This is a genomic window from Lysobacter sp. H21R4 (assembly GCF_015277535.1).
GTDB classification, from domain to species: Bacteria; Pseudomonadota; Gammaproteobacteria; order Xanthomonadales; family Xanthomonadaceae; genus Novilysobacter; species Novilysobacter ciconiae.
This window is the reverse complement of sequence record NZ_CP063772.1, coordinates 2810337-2830891: the sequence shown is the minus strand read 5'-3', so window position 1 is coordinate 2830891 and position 20555 is coordinate 2810337. Positions and strand designations below refer to the sequence as shown.

Genomic DNA, 20555 nt, shown 5'->3' with positions numbered 1-20555 from the left:
CGCGCGTCATGAGATGCAGGCTGCCCTTACTGGCGCAGGTCACGTCCGGGCGGCGGCGCGGGGAAGCCCGGCGTTGCCCGCCAGGGGTTGATGTCCAGGCCGCCGCGACGGGTGTAGCGTGCCTCCACGGACAAGCGGGTGGGCGACGCGTGGCGCATCAGGTCGCAGAAGACCTGCTCCACGCACTGCTCGTGGAAGCCGGCGTGCTCGCGGAAGGAGACCAGGTAACGCAGCAGGCCGGCGCGATCCAGCTGGGGGCCGTGATAGTGGACCACCAGCCGCGCCCAGTCGGGCTGGCCGGTCACCGGGCAATTGGATTTCAGCAGCTCGCTGGTCAGCGTTTCGGTGACGACATGGGCGGGATCGGCGGCCAGGAAGGCCGGCTGCGGCGGGCCGTAATGGTCGATGGCGATGTCCAGCGTGTCGATCAGGATGGCGTTGTCCCGCGACTGATCCATGGCGGGCAGGCCAAAGGCCACCTCGACCGGACCGCCGGCGACCTGCGAAAGATCCTCGACCATACGCGTCAGCACCGCCTCGTCGCTGGCGAACGTGGTGGCATTGAACGAGTTCAGGTAGAGCTTGAGCGACTTGGACTCGATCAGTTGCGGCGAAGTCGCCGGCACGGTGATGGTGGCGGTGGCCACGCGCGGCTTGCCGCGGCCGTCCAGCCAACCCAGCTCGTAGGCATGCCAGCGGTCGTTGCCGATGAAGGGCAGCGCGTCCGCGTGCACGTCCAGCGCAGTCCGGCCCAGGGCGCGGGCGATCGGGAACAGCAGCGATGGATCGTAGGCGCGTGGGTAGGCGACGCTGCGGCCCAGCGGCAGGTCGGCGCCGGCGTCGGTGGCGGCGAGGGAGTCGATGGCGGTCATGGCGCGATTATCCTCCCGATCCGCCTCGGTGCCTGGTGGTGAGGTACTCGGTGGAGCGCATCTCGATCAGGCGCGAGGTGGTGCGCTCGAACGGACCGGCCAGGCGGTGGCCGCTGTAAAGGCCGACCGGATCGGCATCGGCGGTGCAGACGAGGTTGACGTTGCGGTCGTAGAGCTCGTCGATGAGGTTGACGAAGCGGCGCGCGGGGTCATCGTTGCTGCCATCGAACACCGGGACACCGCCGACCAGCACGGTGTGGAACCGGGTCGCGATCTCGATGTAGTCGCCGGTGGCGCGCGGGCCATCGCACAGCGCATCGAAGTCGAACCAGACGTGGCCGTCTGCGATGCCGCGCACCGGGATGTCGCGGCCTTCGATATGCAGCGGACCGTCCTCGCGCGGCGCGTCGGCGATGATCTGCTTCCAGCGCGTCGCCAGCCACTCGTCGGCCGCGGCATCCAGCGGCGCGCGGTACACCGGCGAGCGGGTCAATGCGCGCAGGCGGTAATCCTGGTCGCTGACCAGCTCCAGAATGTGGCAATGCTGCTGGATCTGGGCGATCGCCGGCAGGAAGCTCTCGCGCTGCAACCCGTCCTTGAACAGGTTTTGCGGGGGGGTGTTGGAGGTCGTCACCAGGGCCACGCCGTTGGCGAACAGCTGCTCCATGAAGCGGCCCAGCAGCATCGCATCGCCGATGTCGGTGACGAAGAACTCGTCCAGCACCAGCACCCGCCAGCGGCGCCCGGCGGCATGGGCGATGGAGGCCAGCGGATCGCGCTCTCCGGCGTGCTCGCGCAGGCGTGCGTGCACGTCGCGCATGAAGCGGTGGAAGTGGGTGCGGTGCTTGGCCTGGATCGGCAGGCCGTCGTAGAACAGGTCGACCAGGAAGGTCTTGCCGCGGCCGACGCCGCCCCACAGGTACAGCCCGGGCACGGGCGCCGGCGGCTGCTTGCGCAGGCGCTGCAGCAGGCCGCGCGAGGGCGGCTGCAGCAGCGCCGCGTGGATGCGGTCCAGCTCGGCCAATGCAGGCAATTGGGCGGTATCGGCATCCCAGTCGCCACGCGCAACGCCGGCGCGGTAGCGCACGCCGGGCAGGGCGCCGGCGTCCGCGGTCACGACGGGGTCAAGCATCGGCGGCAGGCTTCGCCGCAGGCAGGTACGGACGGATCCCGTGCTTCACCGCGCCGCGCAGGTCGATCAGCTTGCGGTGGAAGAAGTGGCTCGCATCCGGGATGCGGACCAGTTCGGGCGGCTGCTCGAAGCCGTTCGCCCACGCGTACACCTGTTCGGGATCCACGACGTCGTCCGTCTCGCCCTGGATCACGATCCAGGGGCCGTCGAAGGCTGCAATGCGGTCGAAGTCGTAACCGCGGCGCCCGGCGGGCGGCGCGATCATCAGCAACAGGCCGGCATCGACCTCGCTGGCGACCTGGAAGGCGACGTAGGAGCCGAAACTGAAACCGCCCAGCCAGAGCTGGTGGTCGGGTCGCTGCTCGCGCACCCAGGCGATGACGGCGCGCAGGTCGTCGGCTTCGCCGTCACCGTTGTCGAACGCACCCTGCGAGGCGCCAACGCCGCGGAAATTGAAACGCACGGTCGTGGCGCCGGACTGGCGCAACGCGCGCGCCGTCATCGTCACCACCTTGTTGTGCATGGTGCCGCCCTCGGTGGGGAGCGGGTGACAGACGACCATCACCACCGGGCGGGGATCGGCGTCGGCCTCGGGACCTTCGACGATGGCTTCCAGTGCGCCGGCCGGGCCCTGCAGGGTGACGGCGGCCGGTTTGCCGGACTGGAACTCCGGGTCGTTGGGAAATGCGGGCTTGTCCATGCGCCCATGATAAGCGTTGCGACCTCGCGGCACCGGAAAGAACAAAGCCGCCCGGAGGCGGCTGTGTCAGCGTGCCATCAAGCAGGCGCGCGCTATTTGAGGTTCTCGACCATCCAGTCGACCGTGGCGATGACCTGCTCGTCGGTCAGGGCCGGATTGCCGCCCTTGGCCGGCATCAGGCCGGCGCTGCCGGTGTAACCCTCGATGGCGTGCTTGTGCAGGGTGTCCATGCCCTGAGCGATGCGTGCCGACCAGTGCGCCTGGTCCATGGTCGGTGCACCGCCGGCGCCGGAAGCGTGGCAACCCGCGCACAGGCCATCGAAGATCACCGAGCCATCCAGCGTGCCGCCGTAGGCGACCTGCGCGGAGGCCGAGGCGGCCGCCGCAGACGCCGCTGCCGCGGCTGCCGCAGCGCCGGTGCCGCCCGCGTACACGCTGCCCACCGGCGCGATGCGCTCACGGGTGCGCTGCGCCACGTTGTCGGGCTCGTCGTAGGGCAGCGAGTCGCTGACCATGCGCGCGCCGAGCACCAGGCCCAGGCTGAGGACGATCAGGAAGCCGATCACCAGGGAAAATCTTTTCAGGAAATCAAGGTCGTAATTGCGCACGATCCCACCTTTTGGCGCTCCCCGTGATGGGTCGCGCATCGCCGTCCAACAAAAATCCGCAATCAAGCGGCCGCGGGGCAGTATAAAGCGTTGCCGGCCTGACAAGTAGGGCCGGGATAGCAACAGGAAATCCGGCATGGAGAGAGCATCCCGGCAAACCCGTTGGCGAGTGGAGCCAATCCGGGTATCTTGGTAAATGTCCGGACAATCACCGGAACGATCAGGAGTGCTGGATGGCCCTACCCCCGACCCGGCAGGTCGTGCAGGTGCTGCGCTACCCCGACGGGATCCCGCGCGAGCAGGACTTCGGATTGGACCGGCGTCCGCTGGCGGCGCCCGCAGCCGGCGAGGTGGTGGTGCGCAACCACTGGCTGTCGCTGGACCCGTACCTGCGCCCGTTGCTGGGCGGGCGCTACGCCATCCCGCGGCCCGAACGGGGCGCGGTGGTGCCGGGTGGCGCGGTCGGCCGGGTCGTGGAGAGCAACGCAGAGCACCTCGGCGTCGGCGACTGGGTGGTTGGTGACACCGGTTGGTGCGACTTCGCGGTGATGTCGCAGGACTCACTGCGGAGGGTCGATCCGGACCTGGCCCCGCCCTCGACCGCGCTGGGCGTCCTCGGCATTCCCGGCCTGACCGCATGGGCCGGCATGCACACGATCGGCCGCCCGCAACCGGGCGAGACCGTGCTGGTCTCCACCGCTGCGGGCGCCGTGGGCAGCGTGGCTGGACAGCTCGCGCGCCTGGCAGGTTGCCGCACCGTCGGCATCGCCGGGCTGGAGGCGAAATGCACGGTCGCGCGCGAGGCCTTCGGGTTTGACGAGTGCGTCAGCCACCTCAGCCCGGGCTTCGCCGAGGACCTGCGCGCGGCGTGTCCGGACGGTATCGATGTGTATTTCGACAACGTCGGCGGGCCGGTGCTGGAAGCGGCGCTGTCTCTGCTGCGGCCGCAGGCGCGCGTGGTGCTGTGCGGCCTGAGTTCGCAGTACAACCAGGGCGGGCGCCCGCCAGGCCCGAACCTGGGCCCGGTGATCGCGGCCCGCGCCACGCTGCAGGGACTGGTGGTGTTTGACCATCTCGACCGGTTCAACGAATTCACCGATGAGGTCGCGCCACTGGTGCGCGGCGGCAGCGTGCAGTACCGCGAGTCTGTCAGCGAAGGCCTCGCGTCCGCGCCTGCGGCCTTCATCGCGATGATGTCGGGCCGGAACCTGGGCAAGTCACTGGTGAGGTTGGCTGAATGACCACGCGTATCCACCGTCGCTTCGTCCACATCGGCCAGCGGCACGTGCACCTGCGCCATGCCGGCGACGGCCCTGCGCTGGTCCTGCTGCACCAGTCGCCGCAGAACTCGCGGATGTGGCTGGACATGATTGCGCGCTTCGCCGACCGCTACACCGTGATCGCGCCGGACACGCCGGGCTTTGGATATTCCGACCCGCTCGACATCGCCGAGCCCTCCATTGCCGATCTCGGCACCGCCACCGTGGAGGTGCTGGTTGCGCTTGGGATCGATCGCTTCGCGGTGTTTGGCATGCACACTGGCGGGCTGGTCGCCGCCCAGGTCGCGGCCGCGTACCCGGAGCGGGTGAGCGCGCTGGTGGTGGACGGCTATGCCGCCTTCACCCCGGCGGAAAGCGCGATCTACGGCGACCGCTACCTGCCGCCGTTCGCGCCCTCTTGGGACGGCTCGCACCTGCGCTGGCTGTGGTCGCGGATGCGCGAGCAGAAGTACTTCTTCCCGTGGTACGACGACCGCGCCGAAGCGGCGATGGCGATCGATCCGCATACCACCGCCAGTACCCACGAGGCGGTGATGGACGTGCTGGAGGTCGGCGATGCCTACCGGGCCGGCTATGGCGCTGCCTTCCGCCACGTCGAGCACGGATTCCTGTCGACCCTGCAGCCGCCGTCGCTGCTGGTCTTCCGCCGCGGCGATCCGCTGCTGGCCCACCTGCCGCGCCTGCCGGAACTGCCCGCGAACGTGAAGGCCGTGGTCGAGGAGGGCGGCATCGCCGACATGCACGCGCGCATGGATGCGTTATTCGCCAAGGCGCTGGCCGACGAAGCATCGGTCGAACTGAAGGCTGCCGGGGCGGAGCGTTCGCCGCACTGCGCGGGTGGCGATGCCGGCCGCGGCCCTTCCGGTGGTCCTGACGGCCCCGGCTGGTCGCGCCGCATCGTCGCCTGCGCGGTGGGCGACATCGCGTTCTGGTCCCGCGACGGCGCGGACTCGCTGCGGCTGGTGTTGCATGCGCCGGGAGAGCGGCCGTTGGCGCCCGCCGACTTGGCGGTGGCCGGCACGGCAGCGGTGGTCGCGCCGGACCTCCCGGGACACGGTGCATCCGCCGAGGTCGATGCTGACCTGGACGCCGGAACCATGGTGAGCGCGATCCTCGCGACGCTGGGGTCGGTCCCGGGGCCACTGCCGGTCACCATCGAAAGCCACGGCGCGGCCGCAGGCTACGTACCGGCGCTGGCGGCGGCGCTGGGCAAGCGCCTGCAGCGGGTCGTGCTGCACCGGCCGTGGCTGCTGGAGGGCGATGAGACCGCGACCCTGCTGGCGCAACTGCCTAACCCGCAGCTGTTGCGCGCCGGCGGCCACCTCGACGAGGCCTGGCAGTGGGAGCGCGAGCGCCATCTGCTCTGGCCCTGGTTGAAACCTTCCGCAGCCGCCCGCCGCCCCGTCGCCGCTCCGACACCGGCCCAGGTCAATGACAACGTGGTCGAGTTGCTGCGCTTGGGCGAGCGCTGCAAGCCGATGTTCCGCGAGGCCGCCTCACCCGGTCTCGCGGCCCGCCTGGGCGCGCTGGGTGTGTCGCTGGCAGCCGGCAGTTCCGCCAGCACCGACGACTACCTCGGCCGCGCCGCCGCATTGCTGGGCGAACAATCCGTCACATCCCCAACCCATCCCTGACACCCGTTCCCGACCCACCCGCCGCCCGAGGCGCAGGGCACGCAACGGCGCAACGACTTCCGAGGACTTCCGCATGAGCACCACGCTCTCCCCCGATCACGTCATCGCCGACCTGAAGACCCGCTGGGGCAACGCCGTCATCACCGACCCGGCCGAGCTCGAGTACTTCGGTACCGACGTCTACTCCCAGGGCGAGCCGCTGCTGGCTGTCCTGCGCCCCACCGACGCGGATCAGCTCGCCGCCGCGGTGGCCCAGCTGACGGCTGCCGGCATCGCCCTGATCGCCCGCGGCGGCGGCATGAGCTACACCGGCGGCTACCTCGCCACGCGCCAGCCCACGGTGCTGATCGACACCGGCGGCCTCGACAGGGTGGTGGAAATCAACGTCCGCGACGCCTACGTGGTGGTCGAGGCGGGCGTCACCTGGGAAGCCCTGCAGCAGGCGTTGCAGGCCAAGGGCGTGCGTACCCCGTACTTCGGCCCCATGTCGGGCTCGCACGCGACCGTCGGCGGGGCGCTGTCACAGGGCAGCGTGTTCCACGGCTCCGCCCGCTACGGCTCATCGGCCGACTCCGTGCTCGGACTGGAGGTGGTTACCGCCAATGGCGATATTTTGCGCACCGGCTCGGCCGCCTCGGGCAATGCGACGCCGTTTTTCCGCTGGCACGGCCCCGACCTGACCGGCGTCTTCCTCGGCGATTGCGGCCTGCTCGGCATCAAGGTCCGCGCCAGCCTGCGCCTGCTGCCCAGGCATTCGCACATCGATTACCTGTCGTGGCAGTTCGAGCGCGCCGACCAGTTGATGGACGCGATGGGCGCACTGGCCCGCGCCGGCCTGGCCTCGGAGATCGCCGCCTTCGATCCCAGCCTGTCGCAGATCCGCATGCGCCGCGCCAGCCTCAGCAGCGATGTCAAAAGCCTCGGCAACGTGATCAAGAAGGGCGGCCTGATGCAGGGCCTGAAGCTGGTGACCAAGGGCCGCGACTTCCTCGACCCGGAACTGTTCAGCCTGCACATCACCCTGGAGGGTGACTCGGAGGGGGAGATCAACGCGCGCGTCGCGGCGGCCCGCAAGGCGGTGGCGGCATTCGGCACGGAGGTCGAGAACAGCGTACCCAAGGTGATGGCGGCCAACCCGTTCGCGGCCAAGAACGCGATGCTCGGCTCAGCCGGCGAGCGCTGGGCGCCGATCCACGGCATCGTGCCGCACTCGCGCAGCACCGAGCTGTTCAACGCCCTGCAGGACTTGTTTGCCTCCGAGAAGGCGGTAATGGACGAGCACGGCCTGTTCATCGGCACCCTGATGACCACCGTTGGCGCGCAGGCGACGCTGATCGAGCCGTGCATCTACTGGCCCGACTCGCACAACGCCTTCCATGTGCGCACCGTGGATGCGGATCACCGCGCCAGGATCGGCTGCCCCGGCGAGAACCTGCCGGCGCGCGCGGCCACTGACGCACTCAAGCGCAAGATCGCCGACACCATGCGTGCGCACGGCGCGGCGAGCTTCCAGATCGGCAAGTTCTACACCTACCGCGAAGGGCGCGACCCCGCGGCGTTGGCGATGCTCGATGCGATCAAGCAGCAACTCGACCCGAAGGGCCTGATGAACCCGGGCGTGTTGGGACGCTGAAAGCAAGCCGGGCGCCCGGACACATCGGCCCCAGCGCCCGGAACGAGTTCGCCAGCGCTATCCGGTCTGGATCAGATGGCGGTGCAGGTCTCGATGAGCTCGCCGGTGGTGTTGTCCGGCATGTGCCGGAACAGCGTGCCCTCGGAACCAGCGCCGGATCCCTTGGTCCACCACTCCATCTCGCCGCCCACGTAGCGCGAGCCACTGGCGGAAACGGCAATCGCCATGGCGTGGCTGTTGCCCTTGTACTGCACGGTCGCCGAGTCGGTGGTGGGATAGCTGGCGGCGATCGTCTGGCCACTTTCACAGCGGTAGCTCTGCGCGCTGGAGTCGGCCGGGGACTGTGGCGACGTCACACAGGCGGACATCAGCAAAACGGACGCAAAGGCGGCGGGGGCAAGAATCTTCATCGTGAACCTCTCAATCTGGACGGTGGCGCCGCCGGGGCGGGATCAATCCAACGCACCCAGCTTGGCCGGAATGGCAAGCGGGTGACGGACGTGGTGCGCCGGCATAAGACCAGATCGAGCGTGACCAAGTTGTCATCAGGCTGGAACAAGCGGCAACCGATCAGCCTAACGCAAGCTCGGTTTGATGGCTCGGGCTAAACACGACATCCATGCTGTTTCATGGTGTTCACAACCACAGTGGCGTCGCCGATGCCAGACGTCAGCGCGTTGCGAAGATCTTTACAGATATCGGCCTTGATCATTCGTTGCATCGTTCCGCCGACCGACCGGTCCTGGAAACTCAAATTCAGGCGGTTCAAATGGGGATCCGCGAGCGCACTGCGGCGCTCCATCGGGCCTCGTCCGGCAGGGAGCGCGTGTTCGGGGAGACGCAGGTCCAGAGGAGCGGCCGGTTGTTCCGACTCGCTCGAGTCAAAAACAATGGGGACGGCCGGCATCTTTGATACACGCATGCGAGGTTGAACTCGCTCATCAGCTTTCGGCCCCTCAGGCTCCTCGGAGTGGTCTTTCCTCCGGACGAATGTGTCGATCACCATAACCAGCTCTGTAGGAGATTCGACCACCGCGACTTGTTCTTGGGGTACGAGATTACTCTGCAGGAACCAGAAGAACAGCACGTTGAGCCACAGCGCGACAGCCAGCGATCCCAGCCGGTCGAACCGATCCAGAGTGACGGCGGTCATTGACTCGGCCATGCACCACTTTCTTGGCCAGCGCGTTTGAAAACTCCTGTCCTGACAGTGAAATCAACGCGCTACCGCAAGCGTGAAGCTTTGCGAGCTGATTGCAACGCCGTTGTCTTTGACCTGAGACGAGTAGGTCGCCGTGTCTCCCGAGTCGGCTACGGTCACGGTGAACTCCACGCTGATCATGCCATCGGCGCCGGTCGCACCAACCTGGACCTGTGCTGGTTTCCCTGGCGTCGCGATGAGCCTTGGCTCGGACAGCACCTTTCCAGTGCGCAAATCAGAAATAGTTGCGGAGAGCTCATAGGTGTCAATCGCCGCGCCGCGGACAACCGCAACCTGGACGTCGGGACGAGCGTTGACCCACAGGTCAGCCTGAGCCGGGGCGCTGGGGTTGGCGACAACAACCGACGACATGCAGAGCAAAGCAACGGTAATCAGGTTCTTCATAACGGTTCCTTGTTGATGAGATAGGGCCTAATAACACAGGTTGGACTTCCTGCGACGCCCCAACCCCGCTTTGGCAGGAACTGCCCCATCTGTTTGAACGGATTGTCAGGCGCGCCCCGCTGGTGTGCCAGGCGCGAACTCTTTAACGCCAGCCGCAGCAAGCTGTGCCCGTGCCTCCGGGTCCTCCGCCACAACGCGGCGAAGCGTGTGAAATACGTAGGTTCGACACAGGCCTGGCCAAGCGACAAGCATGTAAAGCGCTCCGGCAACCAGCCAGTCAGGACGGGTCATCGGTTTCCAGCCGCTGAAGTGCGCGACGGCGGTGTAGCCCAGAACACCCAACAGAACCCAGCGGAACCACGCCCAGAAGCGGGTGCCCCACAGTACATTCTTGAAGTGGCGAATTTCCGAGTCTGTCAGTTTCACTCCATGCCTCCTTGCGGTGCAGTAACGCACCTAACGCCGTATTTAAGCCGACCCCCGACGAGTAGTCCAAAGATTGGCGGAAATGGAAGAACAGTTCTGTCTGAAGATGGGACTTCGGGGTTCCACTTGAACGACTTGTTAGGCCGCGCCCCGCCAGCTACGCCACCCGATCCACAGCCAACCAATAGCTCCACCGCTCAAGGATCCCCACAGTGCGCCATTGGTGAAGCGTTCCCCACCGTAGATGGCAGCAGCGGCACCGACTGCGAAGCCAATGAGCGCCAGCCAAGCAACCTTGCGCTTCTCAACGAGCCACGACGCCTCTTTAGCCCTCTTGCGCCGGAGTTCTTCTCGGGCCTTGAGGTCTGGCTGCAGGATGGCTCGAGCGATTGCGTCAGCGCGAGATTCTTCCATATGACTCGATTCCTTGTCTTAGCGGCCTAACACTTGAGTTAAGCCGCGCCACGAAGTGGCGCCGGCTTGAATGAATGGTGAGGCAGCAAGAACTAGCTCTTACTAATGACCTGCATCATAAACGCCATCAAAGAAGCCACGGATGAAAGCCCCAATGTTATCTGCCTGCACCCAAACGAGTGCGAATGCCGCAAAGAGACATAAGAGGCCCACTTCATGTGGATGAGACTTGATGTACTCACTAACTCGATTTTGAAATTGCTGAATTTCCATCGCAGCGATCCTCATTGTTCTTGCTGCCTAACGCCTGAGTTAAGCCGACTTGCGTAGTGGAGCCAAACACATGCAAGCTTTTTCTGCCATGTGTTTGGTGTAACGAAGCAAGTGGGACTTCCTTCACTAAAGTGGACACCCGATGGTTAGGCGCATTCTCGCTCGAACTCGGCGGGTGATTTATATCCAAGTGCCGAGTGTAAGCGCCGGTGGTTGTAGAAGTCGATGTAGCTGTGGATCGCTTGCCGCAGTGCGTGATCGCTCTCGAAGCTGCGGCGGTGGTACATGTCCGACTTCATCGATTTGTTCCACGATTCCATGTGCGCGTTGTCGTTCATCCGTCGCGGCCGGTTCGCTGACTGGGTCAGCCCGGCACGTTGTAGCTTCTGTTTGAAATCGCCCGCCAGGAACTCAATGCCACGGTCGGTATGAAACAGAGTGTCGGGGCCCGGCTTCCGCGTTCGCAGCGCGGCAGCCAACGCGCGGCGAGTCAGCGCCTTCGTTCGATCAGGGCCCAGTGACCAGCCCAATAGGCGACGTGAGTGGCGATCCATGACGGTGGCCAGATAGCGCCAGTGGCCGCGCACCTTCAGGTAGGTGACATCCGCGACCCAGAGTTGATTGGGCCGCTTTGGTTCGATCGTATGCGCGCGACTCTCCACGCTGGCCAGAAAGCGTTTCAGCCCGGGCCGCTGGCGATACAGTCGCGTAGAAAACGCTCTGACGTTGTGCTCCCGCATCAAGCGCTCGATCCGGCGGCGCCCCACCGTCTCGCCGCTCTGGCGCAAGGCGGCGTGGATGCGCGGGCTGCCATAGGTTTGGCGGCTGTCGCGGTGGGCGATGTGTATCTTCTGCAGGAGCTGCGCGTCATCGAAGGAACGCTGGCTCGCTGGTCGCTGCAGCCACGCGTAGTAGCCCGAGCTGCTGACCCCGTGCAGGCGGCACATCGTTCTCACCGGGTAGGCTTGCCGGTGGTGCTCGATGAAGGCGAAGACATCGCTTTTCGAGCCGAAGTGAACGCGATGGCTTTTTTTAAAAGGTCATGCTCAACCTTGAGCCGCTCGTACTTGCGCTGCACCTCGCGCAGCGCCTTGAGCTCAGCGGTCACCGCCTTGTCCACCTCAACGCCTTTGGTCACGATTAATCCCTCCCGAGCAAGCCTGCGCCAACGGGACAACATAAAGGGATGGATGTAAAGCGAAGCGGCCACCTCGCCGACGGACACGCCGGGGAGCTGGCTGAGCCGGACTGCTGTGGCTTTGAATTCATCGCTGTAGCGATAGGTGGTTCTGGGGCCTGGTCTTGCCATGAAACACACTCCTGACTGTTAGATCAGGGTGTCCACTAAACCGAAGGAACTACCGCGTCGGCTTGAATGAATTGTTAGGCCGCTCCCTTTGGACAAACAATAGCTCGCAGCCGAAGAAGGTGCGTGAAATGTATTGTGCCGAGACAGACGCGCCAAATTCAGTCGATTCAAGATCTATAGCAAATGGAATGCTAATGTCACCGGCTTCCCGCAGCACACTGAGCATGGACTCGACTAACGCGCCAGCGGTCATTTCTCTTGTCTCGGCAGAGTTAATGGCCGTGGCGATCGACTCGGCGCTGTCTTCCAGTTGCTCTGGGTTGTCGGAAAAGCGGAAGCAGGGTCCGGTTTGTCGATAGGAAACGAAATGCTCCAGCTTGTCCGGCATTTTTTTGATTCGCGAGGGTCGGATCGCACGGCTATGCTTCTCAACTGAGCCGGCAATGAAATGCTTGTTCAGTTCTTGTGCTCTATGGAACGCCGGCGCGACATAGAAGACCAAGTCGTGTCTCTTCTCTAGTTGAAGCATGAGCGCTGTCTGTCGCGACTTACCGAGTGCCATGAGATAGAACCGATATACAGGATCAACCGGCTTACCCTGGACAAACGTACCACTTGAGAACTCCGCCGCATCCTTTCTGATCATGCAGTGTGCAAGCTTGAACTGGAGAAAGAGAGGTATGCCACTGAGCCCCAATTTAAGGTCGTACCCGTATCCCTTTTTCCCCTCAACCGAGGTGCTAGGAAAGCTTGGTGCGACGGTCAGATTACTGGAAAGCTTGCGTGCCAGCTCAGCGGTATACGCAAACGCATAAGAAAGCTCAGAGAATTCCGGTTTCATCAAATCTTCCTTAGCGGCCTAACACCTAAGTTAAGCCGACGTGCGTAGCGGAGGCAACAACATGGCAAGCTTTATCTGCCATGTTGTTGGTGTAGCGAAGCGCGTTCGGCTTGAACGCATTGTTAGGCCTCATTTTCCACCCCAGCGCCACCGAGGTGGTTCGCCCTTTAACCAACAGATCGCCACAAGAACGATAGAAAGGGCGAGAACGAAAAGGGTGAACCCATTGGGGTCAGAATCAGGTGGAATCTGAAAGAAGATAGTGACTAGCCCGCATAGGTACGCAAGCAAAACCAACCAGCCCTGCCACACCCGTGGGAAGCCCCATCCCCAACCAAATGTCTTAGCAGGGAACCAGTAGTTCTTCTGCTTTTCCATGACTTCTCCTGGAACTTCCTATGAGGCCTAACACCAGAATTAAGCCGTGCCGCGAAGCGGCATCGGCTTGAATGAATTGTTAGCCCGACCCGGTCGCGTCGTCCGGCGTGGGATCTCCACACACACCATCTACTGAAAAGCCAAGTCTTATCGCGATCGTGTAGTAAAGCCCTACAGTAACGAGATCAACTGGAAGATACGCCTTAGAGGATGAGCGGACGCCCCCATCCGTCGCCGGCCCAGGATCTGGAAGAGGTACGCCGTTATGCCTCAAGCAGAACTCTACGTATTCCGTGATTTTCTGCGGAAGATCCTTCGGCTTCGATTCGTGCGACATGAGGTTACGTACTTTATTTAGCTTCCCTAATGCGACCCATGCCCAATGGTCGGGGTTCATTCTGTTAGTAGCGCGCACGATCGAAAGCAGCTGCGAGAAAGTAAGCCTAGCGCCTTTCAGCGCACCTGGATGTGGAAAGCTGCGATCGATGTGGGCCCACAACATCTCCTCAAATAGGAGGTGGGCTCTGAGCACGGAGTAGGTGGAGTCGCCGGGCGTAGGAGTGATGTAACCAAGATACCTGGTGAAGTGACAATCTTGGAATGAGGTCATGTGAGGGCTAACGCCAGAATTAAGCCGTGCCGCGAAGCGGCATCGGCTTGAATGATTTGTTAGACCCTATGCACGACTCAGCCCGCTCTACAATGAGAGCTGCGTACTGGAGAACCGCTGCACTAAAGCGCCGGTAGTCTTTCCGCGTAGGTCGAAGCAACTGGCCAGGTTCGCACTCCACCCACGGGCACATAGCCATAAATCTCTCGTCGACGTGCCCAGCATTGTGGACCAGAACGTTACGTACAGCCGAAAGCTCAAGTAAGTCTCTGCGAATAGAATCATCGATACCGCCGCCAAGCTCCAGTTCACTGAGAACAGCCTCAAAGCGGCCGGCGCCGACCTTCAGTTTTGCCGCAACGTTGCGTTCAATCTCCCCAATTACGTAGCGTCGGCGATCCTCTGGGCGCAGCGCTTCATAGTCGCCGATTCGAATCTTCAGTGACGCGATACCAGGGCGCTCCCACAGATTGGGGAATAGTTCGAGCCACCTTACAAGAAAATCTTTGATTAGTGCCTCTAAAGCTCCCCACAAGACAATGATGCTTTGGCCGACAAGGGAGGAGAATCCTCTATCGATTTCCCGTTGTGCAAGCTCTGCGTGTTGCTTTGCTTGTTCAATTGCCTCCGAAGGTTTCCGTAGCGCCGTAGTGAGTTCGGGCAGTGCCGTTAGTTCGGTCAGTCCGTAACAAAGCAAGTCAAGCAACTTGAACAGCTCAACTTGGCGGACCATCAAGATGCGCTCAAACGGCTCAAACAGGTATTCGCGATGTCGATCGCTAAGCTCCGTCATCCGGGTACGATCTCCATAGGGTCTAACACCTATTCGGCACCAAAATGGTGCCTGTTCCTTGTGTGTAATCCGGATAGTCCGGTCCGAGTTTTCAGGGGTAGTCCTACAGAAATCAACGACTTCCGCTGAGCGAAGGTGCCTATTCCCTGGGCCTAATCTGGAAGTCTCTCCGGAACGGACCTGCGCCATGGGATATTCGCACCCGCCGTCGGACGGCGCAACGACCGGGCAACACGCGCCTCGGCTGCTGGACATGGTTCGGGCGCGCATTTGCCGACGTGGACTGGCGATTCGTACCGAGGACGCCTACGTGAGCTGGATTCGCCGCTTCATTCTTGCGAATGAGAAACGACACCCAAACGAGATGGGCGAGCGGGAGGTCGAGTGGTTTCTTACCCGTTTGGCTGTGCAGGGAAAGGTTGCGGCGTCAACGCAGAATCAGGCGCTGTCCGCGCTGCTGTTTCTGTATCGGGAGGTGCTGGGTCAGGATCTGCCCTGGATGGACAACATCCGGCGTGCCAAGCGGCCCGAGCGACTGCCGGTGGTGCTCACCGTCGAGGAGGTGTCGCGCCTGCTTGTCCAGATGAGTGGCGTCCATCACCTGATGGCGAGTCTCCTCTACGGCTCAGGCATCCGGCTGATGGAGTGTGTGCGCCTGCGTGTGCAGGACATCGACTTTGTGCGCAGCGAAATTCTGGTGCGACGGGGCAAGGGCGGCAAAGACCGGCGGACGATGCTGCCCGCCAGAACGGTCCCGGCACTCCAATTGCACCTGACGCAAACCAGGGTCTTGCACGAGCGGGATCTTGCGGTGGGCCACGGCGCGGTTTGGCTACCGGGGGCGCTGGCACGCAAGTATCCCGCCGCGGATCGCGAATGGATCTGGCAGTACGTCTTCCCCTCGCGGTTGCGCAGCATTGACCCGCGGTCGGGTGTAGAGCGCCGGCATCACGTTGACGAGAAAAATTTGCAGAGGGCGGTGCGGATCGCCGCGCAGGCGGCGGGAATCGCGAAACACGCTACCTGCCATACGCTGCGACACAGTTTCGCTACGCACCTGCTGGAGTCGGGGTCGGACATCCGCACGATCCAGGAACTGCTCGGTCACTCGGACGTTTCCACCACGATGATCTATACGCACGTGCTCAATCGCGGCGGCTCGGGCGTGGTCAGTCCGCTGGACCGCTAACCTGCTTGCTCCGCCGCGTTCCGCAACGCCTGCAGCAATCTGGCCTGCGGGTCCGACTGCGGCTCGCCCAGACGGGTGTAAACAACCAGCGGACGTTCCCAGGAAAAGCCCGTCACCGCCAGCCGCGTCCATTGCCGCGACGCCAGCTCGACGTGGACCAGACGTGTTGGCAGCAGGGTGAGGTAGTCGCCGTCACGCACCAGGGTACGAACGAAGTCCAACGATGAGGATTCCAGCGATTGCGCCGGGGGGCTCAGTCCGGCATCGGTGAAGCGCTGGCGGAACTGGGTCTGGACCTCGCCCAGGCGACGCCCCATGACCCACGGATGGTCCAGCAGATCGGCCGCGGTCAGTCCGGCGCCCCCGGCGAGAGGATGCGAGGCGCTCGCCATGATCCGGTACTCGTCATTCACCAGCAGGTCGCGATGCAGGCGCGGATCGGTCTGCAGCATCGTGTCCAGGGCGATCACCACATCCAGCTCCCGGGCGAGCAGGGCGGGTAGCAGTTCCGGCAGCACGCCGCCGGTGACGCGCACGCCCAGCCGCGGCCACGCCGCGCGCAAGGCCAGCACCGCCGGTGCCACGACCGAGCCGGCGGCGGTGGGACCGGTGCCGATACGGATCTCGCCCTCGGTGCCGGTCTGCAACTCCTGCAGGCGCTGCTCAAAGGTGCGCAGGGTGTCGTCAGCGGTACGCGCGTGGTCCAGCAGCAATCGTCCGACGGCGGTCGGTCTCACCCCGCGCGAGCCGCGCTCGAACAGCCGCGCACCCAGTTGTTGCTCCAGTGCGGCGATGCCCTTGCTTAGCGCCTGCTGGGTGCGCCCGGTCATCGCGGCCGCGCGGGTGAAGCTGCCGTGCTCGACGACGGCGAGGAAGTAGCGCAGTTGACGGATATCCATGCCGGCAGGGTAGGCGAATACAACCATCGGTTGTCGAGAGCCCTCGAATTGGTTGGCATTCAACGGCCGCGGTGCCCACGATGGCGCCAACCCTGCAAGGAGGTTCTCCATGGCCAGTCTCTCTTCCGTGTCCCGCTGGGACCAGACCCACGACATCGTCATCGCCGGCGCCGGCCTGGCAGGCATGTGCGCCGCCATCGAGGCCTATGACCTCAATCCCGAGCTGCGCATCCTGATCATAGAGAAGGCGCCCGAGGCCGAGACCGGCGGCAACAGCCGCGTGGCCGGCCAGTCGCTGCTGATTTCGAAGAATGCCGAGGTGCTGGCCGAGTACCAGCGCAAGATGAGCGCGGCCAACCCGATCCCCGAGGACATGCTGGTGCCGTGGTCGGAGGCGATGGTGGCGCTGGAGCCGTGGATCCAGGCGCGCGCCGAGCAGGCAGGTGCCCAGTACATCCACGGCACCGGTTTCAGCGAGCGCGACGCGGTGCTGGAGTTCCCCGAGTTCGGTGCGCGCGAGGCGGTCTACTGCACCGCGACCATCCTGCCGATTCCCAGCGGCGTGTACCTGGCCTTCCGCGAGAACGTGCGCCTGCGCCCGGGCATCCAGATCGCCTACGAGACCCCGCTCAGGGACCTGATCCAGGATCCGGACACGCTGGAGGTCTTCGGCGTGATCGCCGAGGTCAACGGCCAGCCGCAGGCGATCCGCGCCAACCGCGGCGTGGTGATGGCCGTGGGCGGCTTCGAGGCCAACATGGACATGCAGCGCAATTACTTCGGCCTGTCGGAGGCGCACCCGTTGGGCACGCCACACAACACCGGCGACGGCATCAAGATCCTGCAGAAGGCCGGCGCCGACCTGTGGCACCTGCGCAACCAGGGGCAGTCGGGCGGGATCTGGCCGGGCTTCCGCCCGCCGGGTTTCGAGACTGCGTTCCTGCGCACCTTCTTCTGGCAGAGCTTCAGCTGGATCGAGGTCGATGCGCTCAGCGAGCGCTTCTACAACGAGACCGCCGAGCTGCAGCTGACCCATTACAAGGAAAAGAAGCACGGCCACTGGGTGGACACCCCGCACCATCGGGCCGGGCCGGTGCACATGATCTTTGATTCCGTCACCTGCCAGTACAACAAGCTTGTGGTCGAGGTGATGACCTGGGCGCCGGTGGTGACCGGCTACCGGTGGAGCGATGACAACAGCGCGGAGATCGCCAAGGGCTGGATCGAACAGGCCGACACGATCGAGGAGTTGGCGGCGAAGATCGGCCGCGACCCGGCCAAGCTTCGGGCGACGGTGGACCGCTACAACGCGGCCTGCGCGGGCAAGAGCGACGCGGACTTCGAGCGCAACCCGGACACGCTGTACCCGATCGAGCAGGGCCCGTTCTACGCGATCAAGGTCGATCCGGTGATCGTCTGCACCGGCGGCGGCGCGCGCCGCAACATCCACTCCGAGGTGCTCGATCACGACCTCAAGCCGATCCCGCGCCTGTTTGAGGCCGGCGAACTGGGCTCGATGTTCTCCGACCTCTACCAGAACGGTTCCTACCTGACCGAGGCGATGATCTCCGGGCGCGCCGCCGGCAAGGGCCTGGTGGCGCTGGAAGACTGGGTGGACGCCGGCGGAACCCACGCGAACGAGATCAGCGCCAGGGAGGTCCCGGCATGAAGGTCGTCACCCCCGCAATGAAGCTGGACGTGCGCATCAACGACGTGGTCAGCGAGGACGGCCTTCTGGTGATGAAGGGCGTGGCCGGCGTGCTGCCGTGCACCACCAGCCTGACCCCGGCCGAGTTCCGCCAAATGATGCGCATGGCGCTGCGGCCGTCGGTGCTGAAACTGCTGTTCAAGCGCTGAGCGGCAAACCGGCGCTGATCCGGGGCGGCTGCACGCGCCGGCGGCTCAGCGTCGGTTGCGCGACAACACCATGGAGTAGGCGAAGCGCCCGGGCGGGTGCTTGCTGATGGCCAGCATCAGCAGCCGTCCGGCCGCGTCGCGGTAGTGCCGGCGGACGCGCATGGCCGGCTCGGTGCTCTCCACCCCCAGCAAGCTGGCCTCGGCCGGGGTGAGGGATGCGGCATCGAACACCTGCTCCACCCGCGACAGCCGCGCCGCATCCAGGAAGCCGGCGACGGTGCGCGCCGAGCTGGACAGCTCGAGCAGCTCGGCGCTCGGTGTGCCCGCGCGCACCGGCACGAACATCTCGGTCACCGCGATGGGTTCGCGGTTGGGCTCTTCCATGCGCACGCCGTTGAGGACCAGGTAGGGCTTGCCGGTGGCGATCTCCAGCGCGCGGGTCATCTCGCCGGCGGCTTTCTCCGAGCGGGTCTCGAGCACCTGCAGTCGGGTGGTGTTGCCGTACTGCATCAGCAGGTCGAGGCTGTCGATGCCGTGTTCGTAGCGCATCGCCTCGCGTTGGGCGATCACCCGGGTGCCCGATCCGGGGCGACGCTGGACCAGCCCGGCGGTGATCAACTGGGACAGGGCAGCGCGCGCGGTGTGGCGGCTGACCTGGTGGCGCTCGCACAACTCCAGCTCCGTCGGCAGCAGGCTGCCCACCGGGTAGTCGCCACGCTCGATACCCGCCTGGAGCAGGTCGCCCAACTCGGCGTAACGGGGTTTGCTGCGCTGCTTGGCGGTCATGCCGGGAGTCCTTTCAAATGTGCCATGTCAAAGCCTTTGGGTGATTTCATGCCAGTCCCGCTCCAGCGATTCGCGATGGACCGGGTCGGCGATCGCGATGAGGGCGCGCGCCCGCTCATGCACGCCCAGGTATCGCAAGTCGGCAACGCCATGCTCGGTGACCACGCAATCGGCGTCGATCCGCGCCACGCTGACCGGGCCAGCCGGCAACATTGGCACAATTCGCGTCTGCCCTTTCGGCGTGGCGGCGGGCAGGGCGATGATGCCGCGGCCCTCGGGTGCCTGTCGCGCGCCACGCAGGAAGTCCGGCAAGCCGCCGATGCCACTGAGTTGGCGACCGCCCAGGCAATCGCCGTTGACCTGGCCCAGCAGGTCCACCGACAAGGCGCTGTTGATTGCCGTCAGCCGCGCAATGGTGCGCAGCACACCGTGGTCGTGGGTGTGGCCGACCTCGCGGAACTGCACCCGCCCGGCGACGGCGTCATACAGCGCCTGGCTGCCTAGGGCGACGCCCGCGACGACCGCATCCGGCGCCGGCGCCAGTGCGCCATCCTCGATCAGGCCCAGCAGTCCGTCGGACACCATCCCGGAGTGGATCCGCAGGTCACGCCGTCCGCGCAATGCGCGCAGCACCGCCGATTGCAGGCGGCCCAGGCCCAGTTGCAGGGTGGCCCGGTCCGGCACCATCGTGGCGACCTGCGCAGCCACCGCGTCCATGGCCTTGTCCGGTGCGGGGTCGGGCGCTTCCAGCAGCGGGCTCTCGTGCTCGATGGCGGCATGGATGCGCGACCAGGGGATCGACGGGCCGTGGGTGCGCGGTATGCGCGGATTGACGTGCGCCAGCACCTTCGCTGCCCGCGGCCAGGCCGCAGGGGTGAAGTCGGCAGCCACGCCCAGCGAACACTGGCCGTTGTCGTCCGGCGGCGCGACCTGCACCAGGGCGACGTCGAACTGCACCTCCTGGCCCAGCCACTGCCAGGTGGCCGAGTAGCTCATCGGCAGGTAGTCGACCCGTCCGGCCAGCCAGGACTCGCGCAGTTCGGCGCTGAGAAAGATCGTGCGTTGCCGGGCGCCCGGGTGCAGGCTGGCAAAGTCGAATCGGTTGACCGTGGGGATGTGCACGCCGGTGAAGCGCACGCCGTCGCAGCGCTCCGGCGCCTGCCGCAGCCACGACTCGAACAGCAGCGAGTGACCAGCGCAGCCGGGCGTGTAAATCTCCGCGCCGGGGCGCAAATGATCGAGGAAGGAACTGGCGTCGAGCTGGGCAGGCACGGGGACTCCGGTCCGGGAAACGGTGGCGACGCTGCCGGTCAAG

23 protein-coding genes are annotated in these 20555 nt (G+C 64.9%); 6 read left to right on the top strand and 17 right to left on the bottom strand.

Annotated elements, in window-relative coordinates:
- Positions 1-26 precede the first annotated feature (26 nt).
- From queF to INQ40_RS12835, 4 genes are all read right to left on the bottom strand, one after another.
- The gene (gene queF, locus INQ40_RS12850) at positions 27-872 is read right to left on the bottom strand and encodes an NADPH-dependent 7-cyano-7-deazaguanine reductase QueF (RefSeq protein ID WP_194340750.1); all 846 of its coding nucleotides are present in this window, start codon (positions 870-872) and stop codon (positions 27-29) included.
- Positions 873-879: 7 nt separating this feature from the next.
- The gene (gene zapE, locus INQ40_RS12845) at positions 880-2004 is read right to left on the bottom strand and encodes a cell division protein ZapE (protein WP_194340749.1); all 1125 of its coding nucleotides are present in this window, start codon (positions 2002-2004) and stop codon (positions 880-882) included.
- Positions 1997-2704, bottom strand: coding sequence for an alpha/beta fold hydrolase (locus tag INQ40_RS12840; protein WP_194340748.1), 708 nt, complete (start codon positions 2702-2704; stop codon positions 1997-1999). The genes zapE and INQ40_RS12840 overlap by 8 nt, the downstream gene beginning before the upstream one ends.
- Positions 2705-2796: 92 nt before the next feature.
- On the bottom strand, positions 2797-3312 hold the full coding sequence (locus tag INQ40_RS12835) for a c-type cytochrome (RefSeq protein WP_194340747.1): 516 nt from the start codon (positions 3310-3312) through the stop codon (positions 2797-2799).
- 233 nt (positions 3313-3545) lie between these two features.
- Here INQ40_RS12835 and INQ40_RS12830 point away from each other — a divergent pair, with 233 nt between their 5' ends.
- The 3 genes from INQ40_RS12830 to INQ40_RS12820 all read left to right on the top strand — a co-directional run bounded on the left by INQ40_RS12830 (position 3546) and on the right by INQ40_RS12820 (position 7859).
- Positions 3546-4553 carry an NADP-dependent oxidoreductase gene (locus tag INQ40_RS12830; protein WP_194340746.1) on the top strand — a complete coding sequence of 336 codons (1008 nt, stop codon included), beginning with the start codon at positions 3546-3548 and terminating at the stop codon, positions 4551-4553.
- Positions 4550-6226 (top strand): alpha/beta fold hydrolase, encoded by a 1677-nt coding sequence (locus INQ40_RS12825; protein WP_194340745.1) that lies wholly within the window; start codon positions 4550-4552, stop codon positions 6224-6226. Before INQ40_RS12830 ends, INQ40_RS12825 begins: the two co-directional genes overlap by 4 nt.
- 73 nt (positions 6227-6299) lie before the next feature.
- Positions 6300-7859 (top strand): FAD-binding oxidoreductase, encoded by a 1560-nt coding sequence (locus INQ40_RS12820; RefSeq protein ID WP_194340744.1) that lies wholly within the window; start codon positions 6300-6302, stop codon positions 7857-7859.
- A 71-nt stretch (positions 7860-7930) separates the two neighbouring features.
- Here INQ40_RS12820 and INQ40_RS12815 read toward each other — a convergent pair whose 3' ends face one another.
- The 10 genes from INQ40_RS12815 to INQ40_RS12775 form a co-directional block, all read right to left on the bottom strand.
- Complete coding sequence (locus INQ40_RS12815; protein WP_194340743.1) at positions 7931-8269, bottom strand: MliC family protein; 339 nt, start codon at positions 8267-8269, stop codon at positions 7931-7933.
- Positions 8270-8463: 194 nt separating this feature from the next.
- Positions 8464-9024 (bottom strand): hypothetical protein, encoded by a 561-nt coding sequence (locus INQ40_RS12810; protein ID WP_194340742.1) that lies wholly within the window; start codon positions 9022-9024, stop codon positions 8464-8466.
- 51 nt (positions 9025-9075) lie between these two features.
- On the bottom strand, positions 9076-9465 hold the full coding sequence (locus INQ40_RS12805; RefSeq protein ID WP_194340741.1) for a hypothetical protein: 390 nt from the start codon (positions 9463-9465) through the stop codon (positions 9076-9078).
- A gap of 105 nt (positions 9466-9570) precedes the next feature.
- Positions 9571-9891 carry a hypothetical protein gene (locus INQ40_RS12800; RefSeq protein WP_193985108.1) on the bottom strand — a complete coding sequence of 107 codons (321 nt, stop codon included), beginning with the start codon at positions 9889-9891 and terminating at the stop codon, positions 9571-9573.
- Between the two features lie 516 nt (positions 9892-10407).
- Positions 10408-10578, bottom strand: a complete 171-nt coding sequence (locus INQ40_RS13115; protein WP_228482038.1) for a hypothetical protein — start codon at positions 10576-10578, stop codon at positions 10408-10410.
- A 146-nt stretch (positions 10579-10724) separates the two neighbouring features.
- Positions 10725-11561, bottom strand: a complete 837-nt coding sequence (locus INQ40_RS12795; RefSeq protein ID WP_228482217.1) for an IS3 family transposase — start codon at positions 11559-11561, stop codon at positions 10725-10727.
- Entirely contained in the window at positions 11531-11887 is a 357-nt protein-coding gene (locus INQ40_RS12790) for a transposase (protein WP_194340740.1), read from the bottom strand. Before INQ40_RS12790 ends, INQ40_RS12795 begins: the two co-directional genes overlap by 31 nt.
- 49 nt (positions 11888-11936) lie before the next feature.
- Positions 11937-12728 (bottom strand): hypothetical protein, encoded by a 792-nt coding sequence (locus INQ40_RS12785; RefSeq protein WP_194340739.1) that lies wholly within the window; start codon positions 12726-12728, stop codon positions 11937-11939.
- A 129-nt stretch (positions 12729-12857) separates the two neighbouring features.
- A complete protein-coding gene (locus INQ40_RS12780) occupies positions 12858-13106 on the bottom strand; it encodes a hypothetical protein (protein ID WP_194340738.1) in 249 nt (82 codons plus the stop codon).
- A gap of 629 nt (positions 13107-13735) precedes the next feature.
- Positions 13736-14509 (bottom strand): hypothetical protein, encoded by a 774-nt coding sequence (locus INQ40_RS12775; protein WP_194340737.1) that lies wholly within the window; start codon positions 14507-14509, stop codon positions 13736-13738.
- A gap of 187 nt (positions 14510-14696) precedes the next feature.
- Between INQ40_RS12775 and INQ40_RS12770 the strand changes: the two genes are divergently transcribed.
- Positions 14697-15698 carry an integron integrase gene (locus INQ40_RS12770; protein WP_194340736.1) on the top strand — a complete coding sequence of 334 codons (1002 nt, stop codon included), beginning with the start codon at positions 14697-14699 and terminating at the stop codon, positions 15696-15698.
- Here INQ40_RS12770 and INQ40_RS12765 read toward each other — a convergent pair.
- A complete protein-coding gene (locus INQ40_RS12765; protein WP_228482037.1) occupies positions 15695-16624 on the bottom strand; it encodes a LysR family transcriptional regulator in 930 nt (309 codons plus the stop codon). The two genes, INQ40_RS12770 and INQ40_RS12765, sit on opposite strands and share 4 nt — an antisense overlap.
- An 82-nt stretch (positions 16625-16706) precedes the next feature.
- Here INQ40_RS12765 and INQ40_RS12760 point away from each other — a divergent pair, with 82 nt between their 5' ends.
- Positions 16707-18266 carry an FAD-binding protein gene (locus INQ40_RS12760; protein WP_194340734.1) on the top strand — a complete coding sequence of 520 codons (1560 nt, stop codon included), beginning with the start codon at positions 16707-16709 and terminating at the stop codon, positions 18264-18266.
- Positions 18263-18454, top strand: a complete 192-nt coding sequence (locus INQ40_RS12755; RefSeq protein WP_043959441.1) for a hypothetical protein — start codon at positions 18263-18265, stop codon at positions 18452-18454. Before INQ40_RS12760 ends, INQ40_RS12755 begins: the two co-directional genes overlap by 4 nt.
- A 45-nt stretch (positions 18455-18499) precedes the next feature.
- Here INQ40_RS12755 and INQ40_RS12750 read toward each other — a convergent pair whose 3' ends face one another.
- Together INQ40_RS12750 and INQ40_RS12745 are read right to left on the bottom strand one after the other, a co-directional pair.
- A complete protein-coding gene (locus tag INQ40_RS12750; RefSeq protein ID WP_193985080.1) occupies positions 18500-19240 on the bottom strand; it encodes a GntR family transcriptional regulator in 741 nt (246 codons plus the stop codon).
- Positions 19241-19267: 27 nt separating this feature from the next.
- On the bottom strand, positions 19268-20512 hold the full coding sequence (locus INQ40_RS12745; protein WP_194340733.1) for an acetyl-CoA hydrolase/transferase family protein: 1245 nt from the start codon (positions 20510-20512) through the stop codon (positions 19268-19270).
- Positions 20513-20555 lie beyond the last annotated feature (43 nt).